Origin of the sequence: Primorskyibacter flagellatus (assembly GCF_048268605.1) — a bacterium.
In the GTDB taxonomy this organism is placed as follows: Bacteria; Pseudomonadota; Alphaproteobacteria; order Rhodobacterales; family Rhodobacteraceae; genus Primorskyibacter; species Primorskyibacter flagellatus.
The window spans coordinates 32,079-56,495 of sequence record NZ_JBLWVF010000002.1; the positions used below are offsets into that span (position 1 = coordinate 32,079).

Sequence of the window (24,417 nt, forward strand, 5' to 3'; positions counted from 1 at the left end):
ATTTCTTCTATTTCGGAACTTAATCCGCTATGGTAGAGTTGTCTCGACAAAGGAGACTCATCCCCATGACCCAGGCTTTTCTGACCCATCTGCAAGGCGAACTTCGTGGCATTGAGGCTGACGGCCTGATGAAGCGCGAACGGTTGATCACCTCGCCGCAAGGCGCGCGTATCGATGTTGGCGGGCGCGAAGTCTTGAACCTGTGTGCCAACAACTACCTCGGGCTTGCGGATCATCCCGATCTGATTGCCGTCGCCAAACAGGCGATGGACGATCACGGCTACGGCATGGCCTCTGTGCGGTTCATCTGCGGAACGCAGGACCTGCATACGCAACTGGAGGAGCGGCTGGCGGCCTTCCTTGGCACGGATGACGCGATTCTGTTCGCAGCATGTTTCGACGCGAACGCCGCAGTGTTCGAGCCACTTCTGGGGCCGGAAGACGCAATCATCTCAGACAGTCTCAACCACGCGTCGATCATCGACGGTATTCGGCTGTGCAAGGCGAAACGCTATCGCTTCGCCAATTCCGACATGGACGATCTTGAGGCCCAGTTGAAAGCGGCCCGCGACGCTGGCGCGCGTCATGTGATGATCGCCACCGACGGCGTGTTCAGCATGGATGGTTATCTGGCCAAGCTGCCGGAGATCCGTGCGCTGGCCGACCGTTATGACGCTCTGCTGATGGTCGATGACTGCCACGCGACCGGGTTCATGGGGCCGAAAGGCGCAGGCACGCCCGCGCATTTCGGCATCAAGGCCGACATCCTGACGGGCACGCTGGGCAAGGCGCTTGGCGGTGCGATCGGCGGCTATATCGCCGGACCGCAGGCGGTGGTGGACCTGCTGCGCCAACGCGCGCGCCCCTACCTTTTTTCGAACGCGCTGCCGCCCTCGGTTGTCGCGGCCGGGATCGAGGCGATCCGGCTGGTCGAAGAGGGCGACGCCCTGCGTGCGCAACTGTTCGAGAATGCCAAATACTGGCGCGCGGGGCTGACCCGTCTGGGGTTTGATCTGCTTCCCGGCGAACATCCGATCATTCCGGTGATGCTGGGTGAGGCGCAATTGGCACAGGATATGGCCTCGCGGCTGTTCGACGAGGGCGTCTATGTCTCGGGCTTTTTCTTTCCGGTGGTGCCGAAGGGCAAGGCCCGCATTCGCACGCAGATGAACGCCGCCCTGACACGCGACGATCTGGACAAAGCACTCGCCGCCTTTGAGGTCGCGGGCAAAGCCACGGGGGTGATCTGATGGCCGAGACAATGAAAGCACTGGTCAAGGCGGAACCCCGCGAGGGGCTATGGCTGGAAGAACGTCCGATCCCAGAGATCGGCCCGGACGATGTGCTGATCCGCGTCCACAAGACCGGGATCTGCGGCACCGATGTGCATATCTGGAACTGGGATGAATGGGCGCAGAAAACCGTGCCGGTACCTTTGGTCACGGGCCATGAATTCGCCGGCGAGATCGTGGCGCTGGGGCGGGATGTCGAGGATCTGAAAATCGGCCAGCGGTGCTCTGGTGAGGGGCACCTGATTGGCAAGCATTCCCGCCAGAGCCGCGCAGGAAAATTCCATCTGGACCCTGAAACGCGCGGCATCGGTGTCAACGAACAGGGGGCCTTTGCCGAATACCTGCGCCTGCCCGCGTTCAACGTGGTGCCGCTGCCGGACAGTATCCCGGACGACATCGGTGCGATCCTCGATCCGCTGGGCAATGCGGTGCATACGGCGCTCAGCTTTGATCTGGTGGGCGAGGATGTGTTGATTACCGGCGCAGGCCCCATCGGCATCATGGCGGCGGCCGTTGCGCGGCATGTCGGCGCGCGCCATGTGGTCATCACTGATGTGAACGCCGACCGTTTGGCGTTGGCCGAAAAGGTCACGGATGTGGTGCCGGTGAACGTCGCCAAAGAAGATCTGGCGGACGTCATTCCCCGTCTGAAAATGCGGCAGGGCTTTGACGTCGGGCTGGAGATGTCGGGCAATGCCCGCGCCTTCGATCAGATGGTCGATAGCCTCGTGATGGGCGGGCGGATCGCGATGCTGGGCATCCCACCGGGCAAGACGCCCGTGGACTGGAGCCGCATCGTCTTCAAGGCCCTGACCATCAAGGGCGTCTATGGCCGCGAGATTTTCGAGACATGGTACAAGATGATTGCAATGCTGGAAAACGGTCTGGACGTGTCCGGCATCATCACCCACTGCTTTCCCGCTGCCGAGTTTGAAACAGGCTTCGCAGAGATGCGCGGCGGATCCAGCGGCAAGGTCGTGCTGGACTGGCGTTAACGGCCGGGCAAGCATCGGGAAGGGGGCGCTGCCCCTCTTGCCCCTTTCCGTGCCCCTCACGCCCAGCCAAAACGGGCGGAAACCGTTCACAAAGCGCCTGATACCTGTGCCTCAGGCGCCGTAAGGCACCCAGACCGTTTTGATTTCGGTCGCGGCGTCCAGGAATGTCTGGCCTTCGCCTTTTTCGCCCATCCAGTCACGCGATTGGCGGTTATTCACCCAGGTGCGTTTCAGGTTGCCAGCGGCGCCGCGTTCAACCGTGGCGGCAACGTCGGTGGACGAAAAGCTCCAGACCGCGTTCACATCGGCATGCGTGGCGAGGGTCGGTGCCAGCTCTGCATGGTTGCCGGTCAGGATGTTGACGACGCCCGCTGGCACGTCAGAGGTTTCCAGCACCTGATAGAAATCCGTGGCCGCCAGCGGAAAAGGCTCCGACGCGGCCAGCACCACCCGGTTGCCCATCGCGATGGCGGGTGCCATGACAGACACCAACCCCAACAGCGGGGCCTCATCCGGGCACAGCACGCCGATCACTCCCACCGGTTCGCGCATCGCCAGCGCCACGCCGCGCAGCGGGACAGAGCGGACGTCGCCATCCAGCTTGTCGGCCCATGCCGCATAGGTGAACAGGCGGTCCACGGCGGCCTCGACCTCTTTCGCGCCTGTGCGCGCGCCGGTCATCTGGTTCAGCCGGTTGGCAAATTCCTCGGCCCGTGCTGACAGGTTTTCACCCAGATAATACAGCACTTGCGCGCGCAGATGGGCCGTTGCGGCGGGCCAGCCCTTCGCGCCCTGGGCCGCCTCGACCGCATTGCGGATGTCTTTGCGGTTGGCAATCGGCACCTGACCCAGAAGCGTGCCGGACTTGCAATAGACGCCGCGCGAATAGCCGCCATCGGGCCGCGCCTGCTTGCCCCCGATATAGAGCTTGGCCGTCCGGTCAATGCCGTCCTCCGGCCCCTTGTCGCCTGTGAAGGCTTCGATCTTGGACAAGGGTTTGGGCTTGCCTGTTGGCCTCGTATAGGCGGTCAGCCCCTCCCAGCCGCCTTCGCGGCCAAAGCCGCTTTCGCGCATGCCGCCAAACCCTGCGGCGGCGTCCAGCATATTCGTCCCGTTGACCCAGACCACACCGGCAACCAGCTTGGGGGCCATGTCCAGCGCCACGTTGATGTTCTCGCTCCACACGCTTGCGGCAAGGCCGTAACGGGTGTTGTTGGCCAGTTCCACCGCCTCTGACGGGGTGCGGAAGGTCGTGCCAACCAAGACAGGGCCAAAGATTTCGTCCTGCATCAAGGTGCTGGCCGGGCTAAGCCCGGTGATCAGCGTCGGCGGATAGTAACAGCCTGTCGCGGGCAGAGTGGCGGCAGAGCGATAGGTCTCGCCCTCGGTATTGCTGTCAACCATGCGGGCGATGCTTTCGCGCTGCACCGGATCCACAATCGCGCCGATGTCGATGCATTTGTCCAAGGGGTCGCCCACGCGCAGCCCGTCCATGCGGCGGCGCAGACGGCGGTAGAAATCTTCCGATACGCCTTCCTGCACCAACAGGCGCGAACCCGCACAGCAGACCTGACCGCCATTGAACCAGATCGCATCGACCAGCCCCTCGACGGCGGAGTCCAGATCGGCATCCTCGAACACGATATAGGGGGATTTTCCGCCCAGTTCCAGCGTCAGGGATTTGCCCGACCCGGCAGTGGCTTCGCGGATCGCGCGCCCCACCTCTGTCGATCCGGTGAAGGCGATCTTGTCCACATCTGCATCGACAATCATCCGGCCCACGTCGCCATCGCCGGTCACGATGTTCACGACGCCCTTGGGCAGCCCGGCCTGACGGCAGATATCGGCAAAAAGCAACGCGGTCAGCGAGGTGTATTCCGCAGGCTTCAGCACAACCGTGTTGCCCATCGCCAGCGCGGGTGCGATCTTCCATGACAGCATCAGCAGCGGAAAGTTCCACGGGATGATCTGGCCACAAACCCCCAAAGCCTCGCGCCCCGGCTGGGTCTTTTCCATAAGCTGCGCCATGCCGGCGTGATAGTAGAAATGCCGCTGTGCCAAGGGCACGTCGATGTCGCGGCTTTCGCGGATGGGCTTGCCGTTATCCAGCGTCTCCAGCACCGCAAACAGCCGGGCGTGTTTTTGCAACAACCGTGCCAAGGCATAAAGGTGGCGCGCACGGCCGGGGCCGCCAAGCTTGGCCCATTTGCCCTGAGCCGCCCGCGCCGCCGCCACGGCGCTGTCCACATCTGCCGGCGTGGCCTGGGTGAGCGTGGCCAGAACCTCGCCATTCGCGGGGTTGCGGCTATCAAACCCTGCGCCGGGCTTGGTGAAGGTGCCGTCAATGAAATGACCAAATCCATCGCTGTGTTCCGCGAGCCATGCCAGAGCTTCGGCAGCGCTTTCGGGGGCAGGTCCATAATCCATGGTCTCAAAGATCTCTTTTACGGTCATGTCGGAGTGTCTTTCAGCAGAAGAAACACGATCAGCGCGGCGTAAAGCGCGGCAATGGCCCAGCAGGCATAGTTGATAAGGCGCGTGCGCTTGTGCAGCGCCGCATAGCTGCGCAACCCGTCGGGCAGGTCGTCGTCCGGGGGCGGGCTGAACAACGGTTCCGGACCAAGCAGCCGCTGCATGCGCGTCGGCAGGTCGCGCACAGCGCGGCGCAGACGCCGGCGGCGCCACATGGTCGACAGCACGACCAGCATGGTAAAAACGGCGAATAGCGCGTGGTTGCTGGACATCGGCATGGCGGGTCAGCTTAGCGCATGGCGCCAGGATGCCGAATAGGCCCCGGTGACGTGATGTTCCAACTGCCGTTCTATATCGCCCAGAAGGGACGATGCGCCAAAGCGGAACAGATCCGGCTGCACCCAGGGGCGGCCCAACTCGTCCTTCATCAGCGCCAGATAGGTCAGCGCGTCCTTGGCTTTGGAGATTCCGCCCGCAGGTTTGTAGCCAACGCGGTAGCCGGTTTCGTCGAAAAACTCGCGGATCGCGCGCACCATGACCAGCGTGACGGGTAGCGTGGCGTTCACACTTTCCTTGCCGGTGGAGGTCTTGATGAAGTCGGCTCCCGCCATCATGCAGATCAGCGAGGCGCGGGCGACATTCTGCAACGTCCCCAACTCTCCGGTGGCGAGGATCGCCTTGACATGGGCATCCCCGCACGCGGCACGAAAGGCCCGCATCTCATCGTAAAGCGCCTGCCAGTTACCGGTCAGGACATGCCGTCGAGAGATCACGATGTCGATCTCTGACGCGCCCGCCCGGACGCTTTCCTCTATCTCGGCGACGCGCAGATGAAAGGGCGACAACCCTGCGGGAAAGCCTGTGGACACGGCGGCGACCGGAATGCCGGATCCTTGCAGCGCGTCCACGGCGCATTCCACCATGTCGTGATAAACGCAGACCGCACCGGTGGTCAGCCCCTCGACGCCCAACGCGGCCAGCAGATCGACGCGTACCGGCTGGCGGGCCTTGGCACACAGGCGGCGCACGCGGCCTTCGGTGTCGTCACCGGCCAGGGTCGTAAGATCAATGCAACTGATCGCTTTCAACAGCCAGGCGGCCTGGTAGTCCTTCTTGACCGAACGCCGCCCCGGCAGAGATGCCGCGCGTCGTTCGATGGCGGATCGGTTTGCCTGCGCTCGCGCCACCCAATCCAGATCAAGATCCATCCCCGGATTGCGCGGCTCCAGCGCCTGTGGAAGCTGATGCGTGGCGGTTGTCGTCTTGCTGTCCATCGTCATGTCCGGGCTGGTTCAGAGAGGCCAAGCGTGGCACGCCGACGACCCGCTGGCAAGCTTGCCCGTCGCGTCAGCCCCAGTAGCGGGCGATCTGTTCGCCAAACCACGTCTTGAACCGGGTTTTCTGCGGTCGCAGGATCGGCAGATGCACGATGCGCGGCTTTGGCTGATCGGACCAGATCACCTCGGACGGCTCGAAGATGCGTTTGTTGTATTGCGGCGGGAAAACGTAAAAGCGCAGGTCGGATTCCCACAGCAGTTCGCGGAACGTCACCTGATCGACGCGGAACCCCGCCACCGCGAAGGCTCGGCTCCATTCCCGGAAGAAGTCGAACACACGGTCGGATGACCGGTACAGCAACACGCCGCAATTGATCTCTGGGAAGGCGTCTGGCGGTTCCTTGCGCCAGACCTTGCGATGCCGGGGACGATGCCACAGCATGACATGCGCGCCGCACAGCTCGAATTTCTGCAACAGATCGAACAGGCTGCCCAGATCGGCGCGAATGATCGTGTCATTATCCAGATAAAGCGTTTCGTCGAAGGGCGTGTCGGGCAACAGGTCCACCTTGGGCCGCTTCAGCCCTTCCGGGATCACGAAGCTGAGGTCAAAGCCGCTGGTGTCATCGCTTTCGGCGCACCAGATACAGGTCTGTAGACCGGGATTCGACTTCTTGACGCTGGCCGCTGATCTCCGGGCCACATCCACATGGGCACTGCCCCATGCAATATACATCACCCCGCGTCCGCCACTTCGGTCCATTACCCGGCCTTTCCTGCCAATTCCTGCCCTGTTTGTCATAGCGCGGGGCCGGGCCGGGGTAAATCGGCGCTTTAGTTGCGAATAATTCTCAATATCATTGACTTTATGAGAATGACTCGCATATGCATGCCACATGAAACGTCGCAATCTCCTTCTAGGCCTCGCTGGGGCCACGGCCGTCACTACGCTTCCGCGCATTGCGGCAGCACAGGACACACTCACAATTGTCGCAACCACCGGCATGATCGCCGATACGGCGCGCCGCATTGCCGGTCCGCTGGCAGAGGTGCGCGGGCTGATGGGTCCGGGGGTTGACCCGCATTCCTATCGCCAGACGCGCTCTGACATCGTGGCGATCACCCGCGCCGATCTGGTGCTGTGGCACGGGCTGTATCTTGAGGCGCAGATGGAGGAGTTCTTCAAGCGTCTCGCCACGTCCCGCAATGTCGTCGCGGTGGGCGAGGCGGTGCCGTCGGATCTGCTGCTGCGTCACGCCGATTATGAGAACAAGGCCGATCCGCATGTCTGGATGGCACCTGAACTGTGGCGCCCGGTGGCTTTGCGGGTCCGTGATGCGTTGATTGACGCCCGCCCCGAACACGCGGAAATATTCACCGCCAACGCGGAGGTTTTCGTCGCCGAGATCGACGCGCTGGTCGCCTATGCGCACGAAACGCTTGCCAAGGTGCCGGAACCCGCCCGTGTTCTGGTCACTGCGCATGACGCGTTCGGCTATTTCGGCCGCGCCTACGGGTTTGAGGTTCTGGGCATCCAGGGCATCTCGACCGAAAGCGAAGCGGGGCTGCAACGTATCCGCATGCTGGTGGATACGCTGGTGGCGCGTGACATCAAGGCGGTATTTGTGGAAAGTTCTGTCTCTGATCGCAACATCCGGGCGCTGATCGAAGGCGCTGCCGCACAGGGCCATGACGTCCGCATCGGCGGAGAGCTTTTCTCGGACGCGATGGGCCAGGCAGATACATATGAAGGCACTTATATCGGGATGCTTGATCACAACATCACCGTGATTGCCCGCGCGCTTGGGGCCGATGTGCCCGCGCAGGGCATGTCCGGCAAGCTGTCGGCAGGGATTTGATATGAAAGACGCAATGCCACAATTGGCAACCGATGAAGGCCGCCCGGTTGCGGACACCCTTGCGCAAAGCCCGCTGGCAATTCGTGGGATGACCGTCTCATACGGCGAGGACCCGGCGATCTTTTCCATCGACCTGACGGCGGAACCCGGTGCGATGACCGCCATCATCGGTCCGAACGGCGCAGGCAAGTCGACGCTTCTGAAAGCAGCGCTTGGGATCGTCCGCCCCCTGTCCGGGACCGCGACGGTCTTTGGCAAGCCGCTGGCGAAACAGCGCGCCCGCATCGCCTATGTACCGCAACGCGCCAGCGTCGATTGGGATTTTCCGACCACGGTGATGGATGTCGCCTTGATGGGCCTGAGCCGAGAGCTTGGCCTGTTGCGGCCTGTCCGTGCGCGGCATGTGGCGCGCGCGCTTGCCTGTCTTGACCGCGTTGGCATGGCCGATTTCGCGGATCGTCAGATCGGGCAGCTGTCCGGTGGGCAGCAACAACGCGTGTTTCTCGCCCGCGCGCTGGCGCAGGATGCAGAGCTTTACCTGCTGGACGAACCTTTCGCCGGTGTCGATGCCGCGACAGAGCGCGCGATCATCGTGGTTCTGAAGGAATTGCGGGCAGAGGGGCGCACGGTTGTTGCCGTGCATCACGACCTGTCAACGGTGGCGCAGTATTTCGACAATGTCTTCCTGATCAATCGCCGCAAGATCGCCGAAGGGTCGGTCGAGGCGGCCTTTACCGCCGCCAACCTGCAAGAGGCCTATGGCGGACGTCTGGCGACCGGGCAGATTGACCAACTGGTTCTGGGGACGGTCTAAGCCATGTTGCGTGACGCGCTTCTTCTTCAAATGGGCTATAACGCAACGCTGGTGGCGTTGGGGGCGGCCAGCCTTGGCGTGGCGGCGGGGGCGACCGGTACGTTTCTGTTCCTGCGCAAGCGCTCGCTGGTGTCGGATGCGATAAGCCACGCGACCCTTCCCGGCATCGGTCTGGCCTTTCTGGTGATGGTGGCGCTTGGCGGCGATGGCCGCTGGCTGCCGGGATTGCTGGCGGGTTCGGCGCTGTCGGCGCTGGCGGGGTTGCTGTGCGTCACATGGCTGACACGGCATACCAGACTGGCCGAAGACGCCGCGATCGGGGCGGTGCTGTCGGTGTTTTTCGGCGCAGGGATCGTCATCCTGACGGTCATTCAGACCCTGTCCAGCGGGCGACAAGCGGGATTGGAGACGTTTCTTTTGGGGTCCACGGCGGGAATGCTGTTCAGCGACGCGCTGACGCTAGCGATTGGCGGGACATTGGTTCTGGCACTTGCGCTGCTGCTGCGGCGGCCGATGATCCAGGTCGCCTTTGATCCCGGATATGCCGAGACTGCGGGCACCTCTGTCAGCCGGACCGACTTTCTGACCATGGCGCTGGTGATGGCGATTACCGTGGTAGGGCTGAAGATCGTCGGGCTGATCATGATCGTGGCCTTGCTGATCATCCCGGCGGTCACCGCGCGTTTCTGGACCAACCGGGCGGAGTATGTGGTGGCGCTGGCGGGGCTGTTCGGCGGTCTGGCGGGCTATGTCGGCGCTGCGATTTCTGCCACTGCGCCCGCCTTGCCGACGGGGCCGATCATTGTGCTGATCGGCTTTGTGCTGTTCGTGGTGTCGTTGCTTGTTGCACCGGGGCGGGGGGTACTGGCTGCTGCGCTGCGATACCGGCGATTTCAGCGACGCGTGCATCTGCGGCAGGGGCTGATTTCATTGGCGCAAGGCCAGCCGGTCTATGAACGTCTGACCCGCAGGCTTTTGCGGCGCGAGGGGTTTCTTAGGGCCGATAACGTGATCACCGATGCGGGCCGCGCCCGCGCCGCAAAAATCCTGCGCGACGAGGCCCGATGGCAAGCGGTGCGGCGCAGCGACAGCCTGGCACCATTGGCGATGCAGGACAACGGTATGACCGATATCGCGTCGGTCCTGACCGCCGACCAACTGGCCGAGATCGACCGCCGCATCGGCGGGCCAAAGGGGGTGACGCCATGATCGGCGCAGAGTTCGTGGCGCTTTCGCTGCCGCCCCTGCTGATCGGCACATTCGCGGCCATTGCCTGCGCGTTGCCCGGCAATTTCCTTGTGCTGCGCAGGCAGGCGCTGATCGGCGATGCGATCAGCCATGTGGTGCTTCCTGGCATTGTCGTGGCCTTCCTCGTGACCGGGCGGATCGGAACCTGGCCGATGATGCTGGGGGCGGCGGGGGCCGCCTTGATCGCCGTTGGGTTGATAGAGCTGATCCGCCGACTGGGCCGCGTCGATGCAGGTGCCGCCATGGGCGTGACCTTTACGGCAATGTTCGCCGGCGGGGTGCTGCTGCTGGAGCAATCCGACACCTCGTCGGTGCATCTGGACGTGCAACATGCGCTTTATGGCAACCTGGAAAGCCTGATCTGGCTGGAAGCGGCGGGGTGGGAATCCCTTCTCGACCCCGTGGCGCTGGCATCCTTGCCGCCGGAACTGACCCGGATCACGATCACCTTGGTGGCGGTTGTGGCATTTATTCGGCTGCTGTGGCGGCCGCTGAAGATCTCCACCTTCGACGAAGGATTTGCCCGCGCTCAGGGCGTTCCGGCAACGTTGCTGGGGCTGGCGCTGGTCGTCACTGCGGCATCCGCAGCGGTTGCGGCGTTTGATGCAGTGGGGTCGATCATCGTGATTGCGATGTTCATCTGCCCGCCCGCCGCGGCGCGCCTGATGACCGAACGGTTGGAAACGCAAATCTGGTGGAGTGTGGCGTTTGCCTGCCTGTCAGCAGTGCTGGGCTATGTGCTGGCCGGATATGGCCCGTTATGGCTGGGGGGTCAGAACTCTGTCAGCGCGGCAGGAATGATCGCGACGGTATCGGGTATGATCCTTGCGGCAACGGCCCTGTTCGCGCCGCACCGCAAGGCGTCTTAGGTCGGCACTCTATGGCGCGGGTTTGATCCAAATGAGTGCCTGCGGCACGCAGGTTTCTGGTGCTCGTTGCGACGTGAGCCCGCGCCCGATCTGCCTTGGACAGTTTTCGAGCACGGGTTGTGTCACGGTAGTCAGATGCCGGAGTCGATGATCGCCTTGGCGAGGATCGGAACGGTGGTCTTGTTCAGCCCCGCAATGTTGAGACGGCTGTCACCGACCAGATAGATGCCGTGATCTCTGCGCAGGGTGTCGACCTGATCAGGCGTGCAGCCGAGGCGAGAGAACATGCCACGATGCTGCGCGATGAAGCCGAAGCGGTCCGAGCCTGAACGGCGTTGCAACTCGCCCGCCAACTGTTCGCGCAGATCAAGCAGGCCTTTGCGGATGTCTTCCACTTCTGATGCCCAGTCAGCGCGCAGGGCCTCGTCCGTCAGGACCATGGTTACCAGTCGCGCGCCATGATCAGGTGGGAAGGAAAAGTTCTGACGGTTGAGATAAGCCAGAGAGCCTTGGTTAAGCTGACGCGCGGAGGCGTCCTGCGACACGGCCATCAGAAGGCCGGTACGCTCGCGGTAGACGCCAAAGTTTTTCGAGCAGCTGGCCGCGATCAGGCATTCGGGTACGGAAGACGCGACGAGGCGTGTGCCTGCTGCGTCTTCTTCCAAGCCGTCGCCAAAACCCTGATAGGCGATGTCGATCATCGGTGTCGCGCCTGTCTTGAGCAGCAGGTCAACAACCGCCTGCCACTGTGTCAGGTTCAGGTTTGCGCCGGACGGGTTGTGGCAGCAACCATGCAGCAACACGAGGTCGCCCTTCTTGATCTGCGCCAGATCTTCCATCATCCCGTCGAAATCCACCGCGCCGGTGTCACTGTCGAAATACCGATAGGAAATCGTCGGCAGGCCCATGAACTTCAGGATCGACAGGTGGTTCGGCCATGTCGGATCAGACACGAAGACGCGGACATCGGGGTTGGCCATGCGGGCCATCTCGAACGCGTGACGGACCGCGCCCGTGCCGCCGGGCGTTGCCGCAGCGGCGACGTTTTCACGTTCTACCGCATCGCCCAGTACCAAGGCGATCAGCGCGTCGGAAAAGGCCGGATCCCCGGCAAGGGCGACGTAGCTTTTGGTGGTTTCTTCTTCCCACAGGCGCTTTTCCGCGGTCTTGACGGCGCGCATCACGGGTGTGACGCCTTCGGCATTCTTGTAGACACCGACGCCCAGGTCGATCTTGGTCTCGCGCGGATCTTCCTTGTAGGCCTGCATCAACGCAAGGATCTTGTCGGCGGGTTGGGCTTTGAGGTTTTCGAACATCAGGCGTCTCCGGTGGCGACGGGAACCGTTGGGAACATGCCCCATTCGGCCCAGGATCCGTCATAAAGTGCGTGGTCGGTCTTGCCCATACGCTCCAGCGCGAGGGACAGGATCGCGGCTGTGACGCCCGATCCGCAAGTGGTGATGGCAGGCTGGGCAAGATCGACGCCCGCATCCTCGAATATCGTGCGCAGTTGCTGCGGTGGCTTCATCGTGCCGTCGTCGTTCAGCAATGTTGCATAATGGACGTTGCGCGCGCCGGGAATATGGCCCGCGCGCAATCCTTCGCGTGGTTCGGGCTCTGCTCCGGCAAATCGGCTGGGCGCGCGCGCATCGATGATTTCATGGTTGCGCAGCTTGGAGGCCGAGGCCACCTGTGTGACATCCTTGATCATATGGTTCTGGCGGCGCACTGTCATGTGGCGGTCGCGCACGATCGGGGGCATGTCTTCGGTCGGGCGATCCTCGGCCAGCCATTTGGGCAGGCCGCCATCCAGAACGGCGATGTTGAACTGGCCCATCAGGCGAAACAGCCACCAGACCCGCGCGGCAGAGAAAATTCCCATGCCGTCATAGACCACCACCTGATGGCCGTCGCCGACGCCCATCGCCCGGAGGCGTGACATGAACTTTTCAACCGGCGGCACCATATGCGGCAGGTCCGAGCGGTTGTCCGCGATTTCGGCGATGTCGAAAAAGCGGGCACCGGGAATATGCGCTGCGTCATACTCGCTGCGTGGATTGCGCCCTGCGTCAGGCAAGTACCATGACGCGTCAAGTATGCGCAGGTCAGGATCCTTGAGATGCGCCGCGAGCCAGTCCGTTGAGACCAGTGTCCTGGGATCGTCTTGTGCCATTTTTCCCCCGAGATCAGTTGCGTCTTTGCATACGGTCTGTGGGGCATAGTGGCAAGTGTCAGACGGTGCCGCAGGGCGGTCTGCGTGCTGATCGTCGCTTATTTCCCATCTTGTTGCGGGCACAATCGAGAACGGCCATAACCACGCAGCCCGACACTGTCGGCGGGATGGTGTCGCCAAGGCGGCCTTTGACCCCGACGCGAGCGTTGATCAACCTGCCGTGGGCGAGGAGCTTTCGGCAGCGCGCCCATCACGGTGCGGCCAGCCTCGCAAGGTCAAAAGCCGATAATGAGGTGCGTAACGGGTGCTCTTCCGGCCAAGGCCGGAAATCGCGCCAATTGCACGGACGTGCCATGATCCGGTCAGGTGCGCTTGCGAACAAAATCCCGAAGCTTTTTGTTTGGACGCTCAGTGGTTCTGACGCAGCAGGCGCTGTTTCTGACGTCCCCAGTCGCGCTTTGCCTCCGTGGCGCGCTTGTCGTGGTTTTTCTTGCCCTTGGCGATACCGATCTTCAGCTTCACGATGCCCCGATGGTTGAAATACATCACCAGCGGCACAAGGGTCATGCCCTTGCGCCGGGTCTCGTTCCACAACCGGGCAAGTTCCCTGCGGCTGGCAAGAAGCTTGCGGCGGCGGCGATCCTCGTGACCGAACATCGCCTGATCGTAGGGGGCGATGTACGCGTTCACCAGCCACAGCTCGCCGTCGTCGACGGTGGCATAGCTTTCAGCGATGTTGGACTGCCCGGTGCGCAGGGATTTCACCTCGGAGCCCATCAGAATGATGCCCACTTCGAGATCATCCTCGATGGCATAGTCGTAGCGCGCGCGCCGATTCTCGGCGATCACCTTGTAGTTCGGATCTGATATTGTCTTTGCCATCATGGGGGTGATTACACGTCCGCGCGTCGGCTGTCACGCTGGTTTCGTTCGGGACATCTCTGGGCTGTCTGCGTGGTGTTACTTTAGCGCAGGATCATGGCCGCGCGGCACAGGTTATCCGGACGGCACCGGGAGCAGGGCAGAGGCCCCGGATCAAGTCCGGGGCGGGTGACGCAAAAAGGGGCCGCCCATGGGCCGCCCCTTTCCTGCTTAGCCAAACAGATCAGGATTTGTAGCGCTTGATCTCGCCGGATTTCAGACGCGTGAGATAGCTTTCAAGCTCGCGCTTGACGACAGGCATCAGGAAGTAAAGACCGATGATGTTGACCACTGCCATCGAGAAGATCGCGGCATCGGAGAAGTCGATGACCGGTCCAAGGCTTGCGGCGGCACCGATCACGACGAAGATGCAGAAGATCACCTTGAAGGTCAGTTCCTTGCTCTTGCCTTCGCCGAACAGGTAGGTCCAGGCCTTCAGCCCGTAATAGGACCACGAGATCATCGTCGAGAAGGCAAACAGGACGACCGCGAGAGCCAGCACATATTTGAACCAGCCAAAGGTCTGGCTGAACGCCGCCGAGGTCAGAGCCACACCGGAATTTCCGTCGACTGTCTGGATTGCGCTGCCTGCTTCGTCCAAAAGATAAAGCCCTGTATTCGGGTCAACCATCAACTGACCGGTGATGATGATCACCAGCGCGGTCATGGTGCAGATCACCACGGTGTCGATGAACGGCTCCAGCAGCGACACGAAGCCTTCGGTAATCGGTTCTTTCGTCCGCACGGCAGAGTGGGCGATCGCGGCAGAACCAACGCCCGCTTCGTTCGAGAACGCAGCCCGCTTGAAACCCTGTATCAGCGCACCGACCATGCCGCCTGCGACACCAAGGCCGGTGAAGGCTCCCCCAAAGATCTGGCCGAAGGCCCAGCCGATCTTGTCATAGTTCACCAGAAGGATGACCAGCGCGGTCACGACGTAGAGTATGCCCATGAACGGCACGATTTTCTCTGTTACCTTGGCGATGGATTGCAGACCGCCGACGATGACAGCGAACACGATGCCGGCAAAAATGACGCCGGTAATCCAGCCGGGATAGTCGCCGACCACATTGGTGATCTGCGCATGCGCCTGGTTGGACTGGAACATGTTGCCGCCACCAAGGGCACCCAGGATACAGAAGATCGAGAACATGATCGCAAGGAAGCGACCGCCGGGCAGGCTGCGCTCTGCAAAGCCCTTGGTCAGATAATACATCGGGCCGCCCGAAACATGGCCGTCTGCAAACTCATTCCGGTATTTCACACCCAGCGTGCATTCGGTGAATTTCGAGGCCATGCCCATGAGGCCCGCCAGGATCATCCAGAACGTGGCACCGGGGCCACCGATGCCCACGGCAACCGCCACACCGGCAATGTTGCCCAGACCGACAGTGCCCGAAAGGGCCGTCGCCAGCGCCTGAAAGTGGCTGACCTCGCCGGCGTCGTCAGGATCTGAATAGTCGCCCTTTACCAAGGCAATGGAATGCGGAATGGCCCGAAACTGGATTACCCCGAAGTAGATGGTAAAGATCGTGGCCGCGACCACCAGCCAGGCAACAATCCAGGGAAAGGATGTGCCGGGAAACGGACTGAAAATGAAATTCACAAACCAGCCGGTAGAACTGGCGAATATCTGATTGACTTTCTCGTCGATGGATTGGGCCATCGCCGGACCGGCGAGGCTGCCCAATGTGGTGACGATGATCGCCAGCAAAAGTGGAAAACGTGACATTGTATATCCCTGTTCTTGATTGCTGTTCTTGTGCGGCAATTTTACGGTACGATTGTGCACGGTACCGGGGCGATCTGGACAAGCGATCCGGCGACAGAGCCGAACACGCGCGCAGACAAGGCACCATGACCGTCGCGACCGACAAACATCTGCGTCGCGCCCTTGTCTTTCACCACCTCGCACAGCGTGTCTGAAATATGGCCGTATTTGATGACAGTCTCGATTGTGATGCCCTTGCTGGACAACTCCTCGACCACCGGGGCCATCAGCGCCTTTTCAGCGCGTTCAAGCTCTTGGCGGCGACGCACATGACGTTCTTCGATTTCGGTCGGCGTGAGGAAGGAATAGGGCGACCATTCCAACACATGCACAACCACCAGCGTTGTGCTCTGTGCCGCGGCACGGTCGGCCGCGAAATCAAGCGCCCGTCTGGACGCCGGGCTGCCGTCATATGCGACGACGAATTTTCCTGACATTGCGATACTCCTGGTGATTTGCCGCTGCCCGATGCAGCGACAGATCAGCGAAGCATAGCAGCATCAGATGTAACGCTCTTCCCTTAATTCTGACATAAATCGACAAAGTGCCCGAAATTCACCCAGTCTACAGGCTAATTGGGCACAATAAGGCGCGCAGCCGATACATGCGACTGTTTGCATCTATGGGTTGTGACGCGTTTCTAGCTTTCGCCCCAGCCGCCTCCGCCTGGCGTCTGCATCACGAAAACGCCGCCCGCCGGCAGGTCGATTTCATCGTTGCCGTTCAGCTCCACGCGCCGGCCATCAGACAGCTCCGCCCAGTTTTGACCGACCGCGCCATCACCGCCACCATCGACGCCGAAGGGGGGTACGATGCGGTGCGAACACAGGGTTGTCACCGTCACCGGCTCCAGAAACCGCATGCGACGTAGCGCTCCGTTCCCGCCCCGCCATTTTCCACTTCCGCCAGAACCTTCGCGAATGCCGAACGCCTCCAGCCGCACGGGAAAGCGTTTCTCCAGCGTTTCGGGGTCGGTCATGCGGGTGTTGGTCATATGGCTTTGCACGGCGTCGCAGCCATTGAAGCCCGGCCCGGCACCGGTGCCGCCGGCAATCGTTTCGTAGTTCTGGAAGGTTTCGTTGCCCCAGACGAAGTTGTTCATGGTGGCCTGCGAACAGGCGATGACGTGCAGCGCGCCGTAAAGGGCGTTGCAGGTGGCCTGACTGACCTCTGTATTGCCCGCAATCACGGCAGCCGGATAGACCGGATGCAGCATGGAGCCTTCGGGCACGATGATCTTCAGCGGTTTCAGGCAGCCTTGGTTGAGCGGGATCTCTGCCCCTACCATCGTGCGGAAAACATACAGCACCACCGCATGGGCAATCGCCAGCGGGGCGTTGTAATTGCCGGAATGCTGCGGCGAGGTGCCGGTGAAATCTACGGTCGCGGTGCGGTTGGCACGGTCGACGCTCACCTTGACCTCGATCACCGCGCCATGATCCATCGGATAGCTGAATGCGCCATCCGTCAGCTTGTCGATCACCCGGCGGACGCTTTCTTCGGCGTTATCCTGAACGTGGCCCATATAGGCGTGCACCACGTCCAGCCCGTAGGTCCGCACGACCTTCAGCAACTCTTGTCGGCCGGTTTCATTGGCGGCGACCTGCGCCTTGAGGTCGGCCATGTTCTGATCGACGTTCCGGCACGGGTAGCGGCCTGACAAAAGAACCTCGCGCGCGGTGTCCTCTTGCAGCGTGCCTTCGGCCACAAGGCGGACATTGTCGATCAGCACGCCTTCTTCCTCGATCCGGGTGCTGTCGGGCGGGGCCGAGCCGGGGGTCCGTCCGCCAATGTCGGCGTGATGCCCGCGCGACCCCAACCAGAACACCGGTTTGCCATCGACAAAGACCGGCGTGACCACGGTTACATCCGGTAGGTGGGTGCCGCCATTATAGGGCGAATTCAGCATGAAAGCGTCGCCCTCGGCCACATCCGGATTGTCGCGCATCACCGTCTTGATGCTGTCGGACATGGACCCCAGATGCACCGGCACATGCGGCGCATTGGCCACCAGATCGCCTGCCTCGTCGAAGATCGCGCAGGAGAAATCCAGCCGCTCCTTGATGTTGACCGACCAAGAAGTGTTGGCCAGCGTCGCCCCCATCTGATCGGCCACGGACATGAACAGGTTGTTGAACACTTCCAGCATCACCGGATCGGCTTGCGTCCCGGCGGCGCCCGCGCGGTCAGCTTCGGAGGTGCGATCAAGGATCAGGTTGCCCATACCGTCCAGTTGCGCGGTCCAGCCCGGTTCGATCACATTGGTGCCGGTCGGTTCGGTGATGATCGCAGGACCGTTGATTGCGTTTTCGGCGTTCAGAGCCTCGCGCAGGTAAAGCGGGACATCTTGCACATCGCCTGCCAAATGAACGGGGATCTGCGCCTTGGCTGCGCCGTCACCCTCCGGCAAAACGGCCGAGGGCACCTGACCGGTATCGCCGACGGCCTCGGCGCTGAGCATTTCGAACAGGATGTCGCGCTCGGGCGAGGCAAAACCGAAGCGTTGGCGGTGGGCGTTCTCGAAATCCGCGCGCATCTTGTCCGGCGCGCCAAAAGCCACCTCCAGCGGCTGGTGCGAGCCGTCATAGCGCAGATGCGCGCGCTGCCGGACATCGATCTGTGAAACGCCCTGATTGGCAACCTCGGCGCGGGCTTCTTCGGAAATGCGGTCCAGCGCGTGCCGTGCGGCTTCGATATCCTGCAAGGGGGCGTCCACCTGCGTTTCGCGCATGGCGCGGATTTCGGCCAACCCCATTCCGTAGGCGGACAACACCCCGGCATGCGGATGAATGAACACGCGTTTCATGCCCAACGCGTCGGCCACAAGACAGGCATGCTGCCCGCCTGCGCCGCCAAAGCACTGCAACGTGTAGCGGGTGACGTCATGCCCGCGCTGCACGCTGATCTTCTTGATCGCATTGGCCATATTGTCGACGGCGATGCGCAGGAATCCTTCGGCCATATCTTCGGGCGAGCGGGGCGCGTCGCCGGTCGCTTCGGCGACCTGTTGCGCAAGGGTGGCGAATTTCTCGCGCACCACAGCAAGATCGAGCGGCTGATCGCCCTCCGGACCAAAGACGGCGGGAAAGTGATCAGGGCTCAGTTTGCCCAGCATGACGTTGCAGTCTGTCACGGTCAGCGGTCCGCCACGGCGATAGCAGGCCGGGCCGGGATCGGCACCCGCACTTTCGGGGCCGACCTGAAACCGGCCATCCTCAAATTTGCAAACCGAGCCGCCGCCGGCCGCAACGGTGTGAATGTCCATCATCGGTGCCCGCATCCGGACGCCTGCGACCTCGGTTTCGAAACTGCGTTCATAATCGCCCGCATAGTGGCTGACATCGGTCGAGGTGCCGCCCATGTCGAAACCGATCAGCCGGTCATGGCCCGCGGCCTCTGCCGTCTTGACCATGCCGACGATGCCGCCCGCCGGACCGGACAGGATCGCATCCTTGCCCTGAAACAGCCGCGCATCGGTCAAACCACCAGAGCTTTGCATGAACAGCAGGCTGCGACAGGCGCGGCCCAGATCCAGCGCGCTTGCCACCTGATCGACATAGCGGCGCAGGATCGGCGACAGGTAGGCATCGACCACGGTGGTATCGCCCCGGCTGACCAGTTTCGACAACTGGCTGACATCGGCGCTGGTCGAAATCTGGGTGAACCCGATCTCGCGCGCGATCTTGGCCGCGCGGGCCTCATGCGTGTCGTTGAGATAAGCGTGCAGGCCGGCAATGGCGACGGCGCGGATCCCGTCATCATAAGCGGATTGCAGGGCAGTGCGCGCCGCGTCTTCGTCCAGCGGTGTGAGGACGGAGCCCTCGGCATCCAGCCGTTCGGTCATTTCCTCGACCCGATCATAAAGAAGGTCCGGGCGCACGATTTCCAGATCAAACAGACGGGGCCGGGTTTGATAGCCGATCTGCAAGAGGTCACGAAACCCTTGCGTGATCAGCAACAGGACCCGCTCGCCCTTGCGCTCCAGCAAGGCGTTGGTGGCAACGGTTGTGCCCATCTTCACGGCGTGGATGGCGTTGTCGGCAAATGTGCCGTCACAGCCCATCACGTCGCGGATGCCCTGCACGGCGGCGTCGCGGTAGCGTTCGGGGTTCTCTGACAACAGCTTGTGCGTCTGCACCTGACCTTCTGGCGAAAGCGCCACGATGTCGGTAAACGTGCCGCCACGGTCGATCCAGAATTCCCATGCTCCGCTCATGTCTGCTCTCCGTGCTGCATGCGCCCAGCCTTTCCTGTTGCCTCGCAGGATGTCAACGCGATGGGCAGAGAGGCTGGCAACCTTGCTGGATGCAGGTTTCAGCTGCGCGCCTTTGAGATCTGAACTTCGCGGGCCTTTACATATTCGCCAATATGAATACATAACGGCTTAGCCATCGCATCGCCTGCACGGTTGGGCGTGGGTTTCCACAGGAACTGGACAGACTGATGACACCACCAAAACTCACCCGCGCTGCGCTGGAGCGGCACCTGCCAATTCTTACCTGGTCCAAGACCTATGGGCGCGATACGCTGACCTCGGATCTGGTGGCGGCGGTGATTGTCACGATCATGCTGATCCCGCAATCGCTGGCCTATGCCCTTCTCGCGGGCTTGCCTGCCGAGATGGGGCTTTACGCGTCTATCCTGCCGCTGGTGGCCTACGCGATCTTCGGCACCAGCCGGGTGCTGGCTGTGGGGCCGGTGGCGGTGGTGTCGCTGATGACGGCGGCCGCGGTGGGGAATATGGCGCTGCAAGGCACGGCGGAATACGCGACGGCGGCGGTCACGCTGGCGTTCCTGTCGGGGTTGATCCTTGTGGTGATGGGCGTGTTCCGGCTGGGGTTTCTGGCGAATTTCCTGTCGCATCCGGTGATCGCGGGCTTCATCACCGCGTCGGGCGTGCTGATCGCCACATCGCAGCTAAAGCATATCTTCGGGATCGATGCGGGCGGGCACAACCTGATCGAGCTTGTGTCCTCGATCATCGACAAACTTGGCCAGACCAACCTCATCACGCTGATGATCGGGGTATCCACGATCGCTTTCCTGTTCTGGGTCCGCAAGGGGTTGAAGCCGCTGCTGTTGAGCGCTGGGCTGAATCCCCGGCTTGCCGATATTGTGGCCAAGGCCGGACCGGTGGCGGCGGTTGCTGCCACGACAATTGCCGTCTGGCTGTTCGGACTGGGTGACAGGGGCGTGAAAATCGTGGGCGAGGTGCCAAAGGGCCTGCCACCCCTGACGCTGCCCAGCTGGGATATGGATATGTGGGGCACGCTGTTCGTGTCGGCCTTGCTGATCTCGGTCATCGGGTTTGTTGAATCTGTTTCCGTCGCGCAAACGCTTGCCGCGAAGCGGCGCCAGCGGATTGTTCCGGATCAGGAACTTGTGGGCCTCGGCGCCTCCAACATCGCTGCGGCAATTTCCGGCGGCTACCCGGTGACGGGCGGCTTTGCCCGTTCGGTGGTAAATTTCGACGCGGGCGCAGAGACGCCGGCGGCGGGTGCCTTTACCGCAATTGGCATCGCGCTGGCCGCGCTGTTGCTGACGCCACTGTTGTTCTTCCTTCCCAAGGCCACGCTTGCCGCGACGATCATCGTGGCGGTTCTCAGTCTCGTGGATTTCTCGATTCTCAAGAAGACCTGGGGCTATTCCAAAGTCGATTTCACCGCCGTTGCCGCGACCATCCTGTTGACGCTGGGATTCGGGGTGGAGGTTGGTGTCTCGGCAGGTGTGTTGCTGTCAATCGGGTTGTTTCTTTACAAGACGTCGCGCCCGCATGTCGCGGAAGTGGGGCTGGTGCCCAGCACGCAGCATTTCCGCAACATCAACCGGCATGAGGTGGAAACCCGGCCTTCGTTGGTGACGCTACGCATCGATGAAAACCTGTATTTCGCCAATGCGCGCTTTCTGGAGGATTACGTGACCGACCGCGTGGTCTGCGACGAGCCGATCACCGATGTCGTGCTGATGTGCTCTGCCGTGAACGAGATCGACATGAGCGCGCTGGAAAGCCTGGAGGCTGTCATGCACCGGCTGGCCGATATGGGCATCCGCCTGCACCTGTCAGAGGTCAAAGGGCCGGTGACGGACAGGCTTAAACGCAGCCATTTTCTGGACGAGCTGACTGGCGAGCTGTTCCTGTCGCAATATGACGCGTGGGTTGCACTTGCAGGTGCGTCCACGCAGTCGCGTGCAGCGTCATAGGCTGATGCGCTGGCGTCCCGAGAGCAGGCTGACCTTGTTACCCTCGATCAGCGCTGGGTAAAGCGGGCGACCGTAGCCCGCGCCGCCATCAAGGTTGACGCGGTTGGTGTAATGTTGCGGGACCTGTAGCGCCGTGTGCCCGTGGACAACCAGACGGCCGTGATCGCGCTCGTCTTCCAGAAACCCTTTCCGGATCCAGATCAGGTCTTCTTCGACCTGATCCTCCAGCGGCACGCCGGGCCTGATCCCCGCATGCACGAAAACATGGTCGTCGGTCACATGCATCAGCGGCAGATTGCGGATGAACTCGATATGGGCCTTCGGGATTGCGGCCAGAGCATCGGCATGTATCGCCTCTGGCGACCGGTCGCTGCCCGTATCGATACCATATGATGCCAATGTCGTCCGTCCGCCAATGCGGTCGTCAAGCCAGTCGAGCAGATCGCGGGTGTTTGGGTCCCGGTAGCGGGGATCTTCGAGGAAGTTCAGCATGTAGCGGTCATGGTTGCCCAACAATGCAATCCAATCCCGTCCTTCATCCATCCCGTCGATCAGGCACTGGATGACTTTTTTGGCCTGCGGCCCACGGTCAAGATAGTCGCCCAGAAAGACTACCCGAGCGGGAAAGGCCGGGTCCGCCTCGATGTGATCCAGCGCGCGCTGCATGGCGTCGTATTGGCCGTGAATGTCTCCGATGGCAAAAATCGGCTGGGTCATGAAAGCGTCCTCTCGTTACAACGTGATCTAGCGCGTTTGGAGTGAGTTCTAAACCCTGCCCGTCAGGGCAAACGCAAACGCCGCCACGGATAGCGTGGCGGCGCTTCGTATCATGTATCTAAGGGCGCGTCAGGCGACGTCAAATTCCAGCGTCTTGACCTGCTGGAACATGCCGGTGCTCTTCAACTTGTCCAGAACCGCTGCGGGCACCGCTTCATCGACATAGAGCAGGGCAATTGCTTCGCCTTTTGCGGCGGAACGACCGAGGGTAAAGTTGGCGATGTTGACGTTATTCTCGCCCATGGTCTGCCCCAATGTGCCGATGATGCCCGGCACGTCTTCGTTGGTGGTATACAGCATGTGGTTGCCGATCTCGGCGTCGATATTGATGCCCTTGATCTGGATGAACCGAGGCTTGCCGTCCGAAAAGACCGTCCCGGCAATGCTGCGCTCGAATTTGGAGGTGACGACGGTGACTTTCACATAGCCTTCGAAAACGCCGGACTGTTCCTGATTGGTGGTCGAGATCTGAATGCCACGCTCTGCCGCGATGACCGGGGCGGACACCATGTTCACATCCGGATTGGCACGTTTCATGATACCCGAGATGACGGCGCAGTTCAGCGCGGCCAGGTTCATTTCCGAGACGATGCCATCATATAGAATGTTGATCGCCTTGATCGGCTCGTCCGTCATCTGCCCGATGAAGCTGCCAAGATGTTCTGACAACTTGATCCACGGCCCCATGACCTTGGCTTCTTCGGCGGTGACCGACGGCATGTTGAGCGCGTTGGTCACAGCACCGGTCAGCAGATAGTCCGACATCTGCTCGGCCACCTGAAGGGCCACGTTTTCCTGTGCCTCACTGGTGGCAGCCCCCAGATGCGGGGTGCAAACCACGTTGGGCAGGTCGAAGAGCGGGTTCTCGGTTGCCGGTTCCTGCGCAAAAACGTCAAAAGCGGCACCCGCAACATGGCCGGATTTCAGCAGATCGGCCAGCGCTTCCTCGTCCACCAGACCGCCGCGCGCGCAGTTGATGATCCGCACGCCCTTCTTGGTCTTTTCAAGGTTCTCACGGCTGAGAATGTTGCGGGTCTGATCGGTCAGCGGCACATGCAGAGTGATAAAGTCGGCGCGTTGCAGCAGCTCGTCCAGTTCGACCTTCGCCACGCCCATCTTGTCGGCCTTTTCGTGACTGAGGAACGGGTCGTAGGCGACAACCTTCATCTTCAGCCCACGTGCACGGTCGCAAACGATGCCGCCGATATTGCCCGCGCCGATCACGCCAAGGGTCTTGCCGGTCAGCTCGACCCCCATGAACTTGGACTTTTCCCATTTGCCGGCATGGGTGGAGGCAGAGGCCTCGGGGATCTGGCGGGCCACCGCGAACATCATGGCGATGGCGTGTTCGGCCGTGGTGATCATGTTGCCGAAAGGCGTGTTCATCACGATCACGCCCTTCTTGGAGGCGGCTTCGCGATCAACATTGTCGACGCCGATGCCGGCGCGGCCAATGACCTTGAGGTTGGTGGCATTCGCAAGGATCTTTTCGGTGACCTTGGTGGCCGAACGGATCGCCAGACCGTCATACTGGGCGATGACTTCGGCAAGCTTGTCCTTGTCCTTGCCGAGGTCGGGCTGGAAATCCACGTCGATGCCGCGATCCTTGAAGATCTGGACGGCGGCGGCGGAGAGTTTGTCGGAAATGAGTACTTTGGGCATGGTGTGTCTCTGCGTGCCTCGGACTTGATCCGAGGCCTCCTGCTTAAAGGGGAAGGGGTAAGGTCCCGGGTCAGGCCCGGGACGCG

The 24,417-nt window shown here is 61.8% G+C and carries 19 protein-coding genes; 7 read left to right on the forward strand and 12 right to left on the reverse strand.

Going from position 1 to position 24,417, the window contains the following annotated elements:
* Nucleotides 1–65 precede the first annotated feature (65 nt).
* Both ACN0WV_RS03385 and tdh read left to right on the forward strand, forming a co-directional pair.
* Nucleotides 66–1,250, forward strand: a complete 1,185-nt coding sequence (locus ACN0WV_RS03385; protein WP_417603847.1) for a glycine C-acetyltransferase — start codon at nt 66–68, stop codon at nt 1,248–1,250.
* An 11-nt stretch (nt 1,251–1,261) separates the two neighbouring features.
* Nucleotides 1,262–2,287 carry an L-threonine 3-dehydrogenase gene (gene tdh / locus ACN0WV_RS03390; protein WP_417604115.1) on the forward strand — a complete coding sequence of 342 codons (1,026 nt, stop codon included), beginning with the start codon at nt 1,262–1,264 and terminating at the stop codon, nt 2,285–2,287.
* Nucleotides 2,288–2,398: 111 nt separating this feature from the next.
* Here tdh and ACN0WV_RS03395 read toward each other — a convergent pair whose 3' ends face one another.
* The 4 genes from ACN0WV_RS03395 to ACN0WV_RS03410 form a co-directional block, all read right to left on the reverse strand.
* Entirely contained in the window at nt 2,399–4,741 is a 2,343-nt protein-coding gene (locus ACN0WV_RS03395; protein ID WP_417603848.1) for an aldehyde dehydrogenase family protein, read from the reverse strand.
* Nucleotides 4,738–5,037, reverse strand: coding sequence for a hypothetical protein (locus ACN0WV_RS03400; protein ID WP_417603850.1), 300 nt, complete (start codon nt 5,035–5,037; stop codon nt 4,738–4,740). The genes ACN0WV_RS03395 and ACN0WV_RS03400 overlap by 4 nt, the downstream gene beginning before the upstream one ends.
* Nucleotides 5,038–5,043: 6 nt before the next feature.
* Nucleotides 5,044–6,033: a deoxyribose-phosphate aldolase gene (deoC, locus tag ACN0WV_RS03405; RefSeq protein ID WP_417604116.1), complete on the reverse strand. Its 990-nt coding sequence runs from the start codon at nt 6,031–6,033 to the stop codon at nt 5,044–5,046.
* Between the two features lie 73 nt (nt 6,034–6,106).
* The gene (locus tag ACN0WV_RS03410; protein WP_417603851.1) at nt 6,107–6,799 is read right to left on the reverse strand and encodes a glycosyltransferase family protein; all 693 of its coding nucleotides are present in this window, start codon (nt 6,797–6,799) and stop codon (nt 6,107–6,109) included.
* A 133-nt stretch (nt 6,800–6,932) separates the two neighbouring features.
* Between ACN0WV_RS03410 and ACN0WV_RS03415 the strand changes: the two genes are divergently transcribed.
* The 4 genes from ACN0WV_RS03415 to ACN0WV_RS03430 are packed head-to-tail and all read left to right on the forward strand — an operon-like array spanning nt 6,933 to nt 10,826.
* On the forward strand, nt 6,933–7,895 hold the full coding sequence (locus tag ACN0WV_RS03415; RefSeq protein ID WP_417603853.1) for a metal ABC transporter solute-binding protein, Zn/Mn family: 963 nt from the start codon (nt 6,933–6,935) through the stop codon (nt 7,893–7,895).
* A 13-nt stretch (nt 7,896–7,908) separates the two neighbouring features.
* Complete coding sequence (locus ACN0WV_RS03420; protein ID WP_417604117.1) at nt 7,909–8,709, forward strand: metal ABC transporter ATP-binding protein; 801 nt, start codon at nt 7,909–7,911, stop codon at nt 8,707–8,709.
* 3 nt (nt 8,710–8,712) lie between these two features.
* Nucleotides 8,713–9,918, forward strand: a complete 1,206-nt coding sequence (locus ACN0WV_RS03425; RefSeq protein WP_417603854.1) for a metal ABC transporter permease — start codon at nt 8,713–8,715, stop codon at nt 9,916–9,918.
* Nucleotides 9,915–10,826, forward strand: coding sequence for a metal ABC transporter permease (locus ACN0WV_RS03430; protein ID WP_417603855.1), 912 nt, complete (start codon nt 9,915–9,917; stop codon nt 10,824–10,826). The genes ACN0WV_RS03425 and ACN0WV_RS03430 overlap by 4 nt, the downstream gene beginning before the upstream one ends.
* A gap of 131 nt (nt 10,827–10,957) precedes the next feature.
* On the opposite strand, the gene ACN0WV_RS03435 is transcribed toward ACN0WV_RS03430, so the two are convergent.
* The 6 genes from ACN0WV_RS03435 to ACN0WV_RS03460 all read right to left on the reverse strand — a co-directional run bounded on the left by ACN0WV_RS03435 (nt 10,958) and on the right by ACN0WV_RS03460 (nt 19,907).
* Nucleotides 10,958–12,142 carry an amino acid aminotransferase gene (locus tag ACN0WV_RS03435; RefSeq protein WP_417603856.1) on the reverse strand — a complete coding sequence of 395 codons (1,185 nt, stop codon included), beginning with the start codon at nt 12,140–12,142 and terminating at the stop codon, nt 10,958–10,960.
* Entirely contained in the window at nt 12,142–12,999 is an 858-nt protein-coding gene (gene sseA, locus ACN0WV_RS03440) for a 3-mercaptopyruvate sulfurtransferase (RefSeq protein ID WP_417603857.1), read from the reverse strand. Before sseA ends, ACN0WV_RS03435 begins: the two co-directional genes overlap by 1 nt.
* Nucleotides 13,000–13,407: 408 nt before the next feature.
* Entirely contained in the window at nt 13,408–13,881 is a 474-nt protein-coding gene (gene smpB / locus ACN0WV_RS03445; protein WP_116597826.1) for an SsrA-binding protein SmpB, read from the reverse strand.
* A gap of 223 nt (nt 13,882–14,104) precedes the next feature.
* A complete protein-coding gene (locus tag ACN0WV_RS03450; protein WP_417603858.1) occupies nt 14,105–15,652 on the reverse strand; it encodes an alanine/glycine:cation symporter family protein in 1,548 nt (515 codons plus the stop codon).
* A 41-nt stretch (nt 15,653–15,693) separates the two neighbouring features.
* Nucleotides 15,694–16,128, reverse strand: coding sequence for a universal stress protein (locus ACN0WV_RS03455; protein WP_084350704.1), 435 nt, complete (start codon nt 16,126–16,128; stop codon nt 15,694–15,696).
* A 203-nt stretch (nt 16,129–16,331) separates the two neighbouring features.
* A complete protein-coding gene (locus tag ACN0WV_RS03460) occupies nt 16,332–19,907 on the reverse strand; it encodes a hydantoinase B/oxoprolinase family protein (RefSeq protein WP_417603859.1) in 3,576 nt (1,191 codons plus the stop codon).
* Between the two features lie 227 nt (nt 19,908–20,134).
* Between ACN0WV_RS03460 and ACN0WV_RS03465 the strand changes: the two genes are divergently transcribed.
* Complete coding sequence (locus tag ACN0WV_RS03465; protein ID WP_417603860.1) at nt 20,135–21,892, forward strand: SulP family inorganic anion transporter; 1,758 nt, start codon at nt 20,135–20,137, stop codon at nt 21,890–21,892.
* Here ACN0WV_RS03465 and ACN0WV_RS03470 read toward each other — a convergent pair.
* Nucleotides 21,887–22,609: a metallophosphoesterase family protein gene (locus ACN0WV_RS03470; protein ID WP_417603862.1), complete on the reverse strand. Its 723-nt coding sequence runs from the start codon at nt 22,607–22,609 to the stop codon at nt 21,887–21,889. The genes ACN0WV_RS03465 and ACN0WV_RS03470 overlap by 6 nt on opposite strands.
* Before the next feature lie 129 nt (nt 22,610–22,738).
* Nucleotides 22,739–24,331, reverse strand: a complete 1,593-nt coding sequence (gene serA / locus ACN0WV_RS03475) for a phosphoglycerate dehydrogenase (protein WP_417603863.1) — start codon at nt 24,329–24,331, stop codon at nt 22,739–22,741.
* Nucleotides 24,332–24,417: the final 86 nt, after the last annotated feature.

Bases quoted from the DNA above. Each gene is read 5' to 3' on its own strand.
- ACN0WV_RS03385 (WP_417603847.1), top strand. From the start codon at position 66: ATGACCCAGGCTTTTCTGACCCATCTGCAAGGCGAACTTCGTGGCATT.
- tdh (WP_417604115.1), top strand. From the start codon at position 1,262: ATGAAAGCACTGGTCAAGGCGGAACCCCGCGAGGGGCTATGGCTGGAA.
- ACN0WV_RS03395 (WP_417603848.1), bottom strand. From the start codon at position 4,741: ATGACCGTAAAAGAGATCTTTGAGACCATGGATTATGGACCTGCCCCC.
- ACN0WV_RS03400 (WP_417603850.1), bottom strand. From the start codon at position 5,037: ATGCCGATGTCCAGCAACCACGCGCTATTCGCCGTTTTTACCATGCTG.
- deoC (WP_417604116.1), bottom strand. From the start codon at position 6,033: ATGGACAGCAAGACGACAACCGCCACGCATCAGCTTCCACAGGCGCTG.
- ACN0WV_RS03410 (WP_417603851.1), bottom strand. From the start codon at position 6,799: ATGGACCGAAGTGGCGGACGCGGGGTGATGTATATTGCATGGGGCAGT.
- ACN0WV_RS03415 (WP_417603853.1), top strand. From the start codon at position 6,933: ATGAAACGTCGCAATCTCCTTCTAGGCCTCGCTGGGGCCACGGCCGTC.
- ACN0WV_RS03420 (WP_417604117.1), top strand. From the start codon at position 7,909: ATGCCACAATTGGCAACCGATGAAGGCCGCCCGGTTGCGGACACCCTT.
- ACN0WV_RS03425 (WP_417603854.1), top strand. From the start codon at position 8,713: ATGTTGCGTGACGCGCTTCTTCTTCAAATGGGCTATAACGCAACGCTG.
- ACN0WV_RS03430 (WP_417603855.1), top strand. From the start codon at position 9,915: ATGATCGGCGCAGAGTTCGTGGCGCTTTCGCTGCCGCCCCTGCTGATC.
- ACN0WV_RS03435 (WP_417603856.1), bottom strand. From the start codon at position 12,142: ATGTTCGAAAACCTCAAAGCCCAACCCGCCGACAAGATCCTTGCGTTG.
- sseA (WP_417603857.1), bottom strand. From the start codon at position 12,999: ATGGCACAAGACGATCCCAGGACACTGGTCTCAACGGACTGGCTCGCG.
- smpB (WP_116597826.1), bottom strand. From the start codon at position 13,881: ATGGCAAAGACAATATCAGATCCGAACTACAAGGTGATCGCCGAGAAT.
- ACN0WV_RS03450 (WP_417603858.1), bottom strand. From the start codon at position 15,652: ATGTCACGTTTTCCACTTTTGCTGGCGATCATCGTCACCACATTGGGC.
- ACN0WV_RS03455 (WP_084350704.1), bottom strand. From the start codon at position 16,128: ATGTCAGGAAAATTCGTCGTCGCATATGACGGCAGCCCGGCGTCCAGA.
- ACN0WV_RS03460 (WP_417603859.1), bottom strand. From the start codon at position 19,907: ATGAGCGGAGCATGGGAATTCTGGATCGACCGTGGCGGCACGTTTACC.
- ACN0WV_RS03465 (WP_417603860.1), top strand. From the start codon at position 20,135: ATGACACCACCAAAACTCACCCGCGCTGCGCTGGAGCGGCACCTGCCA.
- ACN0WV_RS03470 (WP_417603862.1), bottom strand. From the start codon at position 22,609: ATGACCCAGCCGATTTTTGCCATCGGAGACATTCACGGCCAATACGAC.
- serA (WP_417603863.1), bottom strand. From the start codon at position 24,331: ATGCCCAAAGTACTCATTTCCGACAAACTCTCCGCCGCCGCCGTCCAG.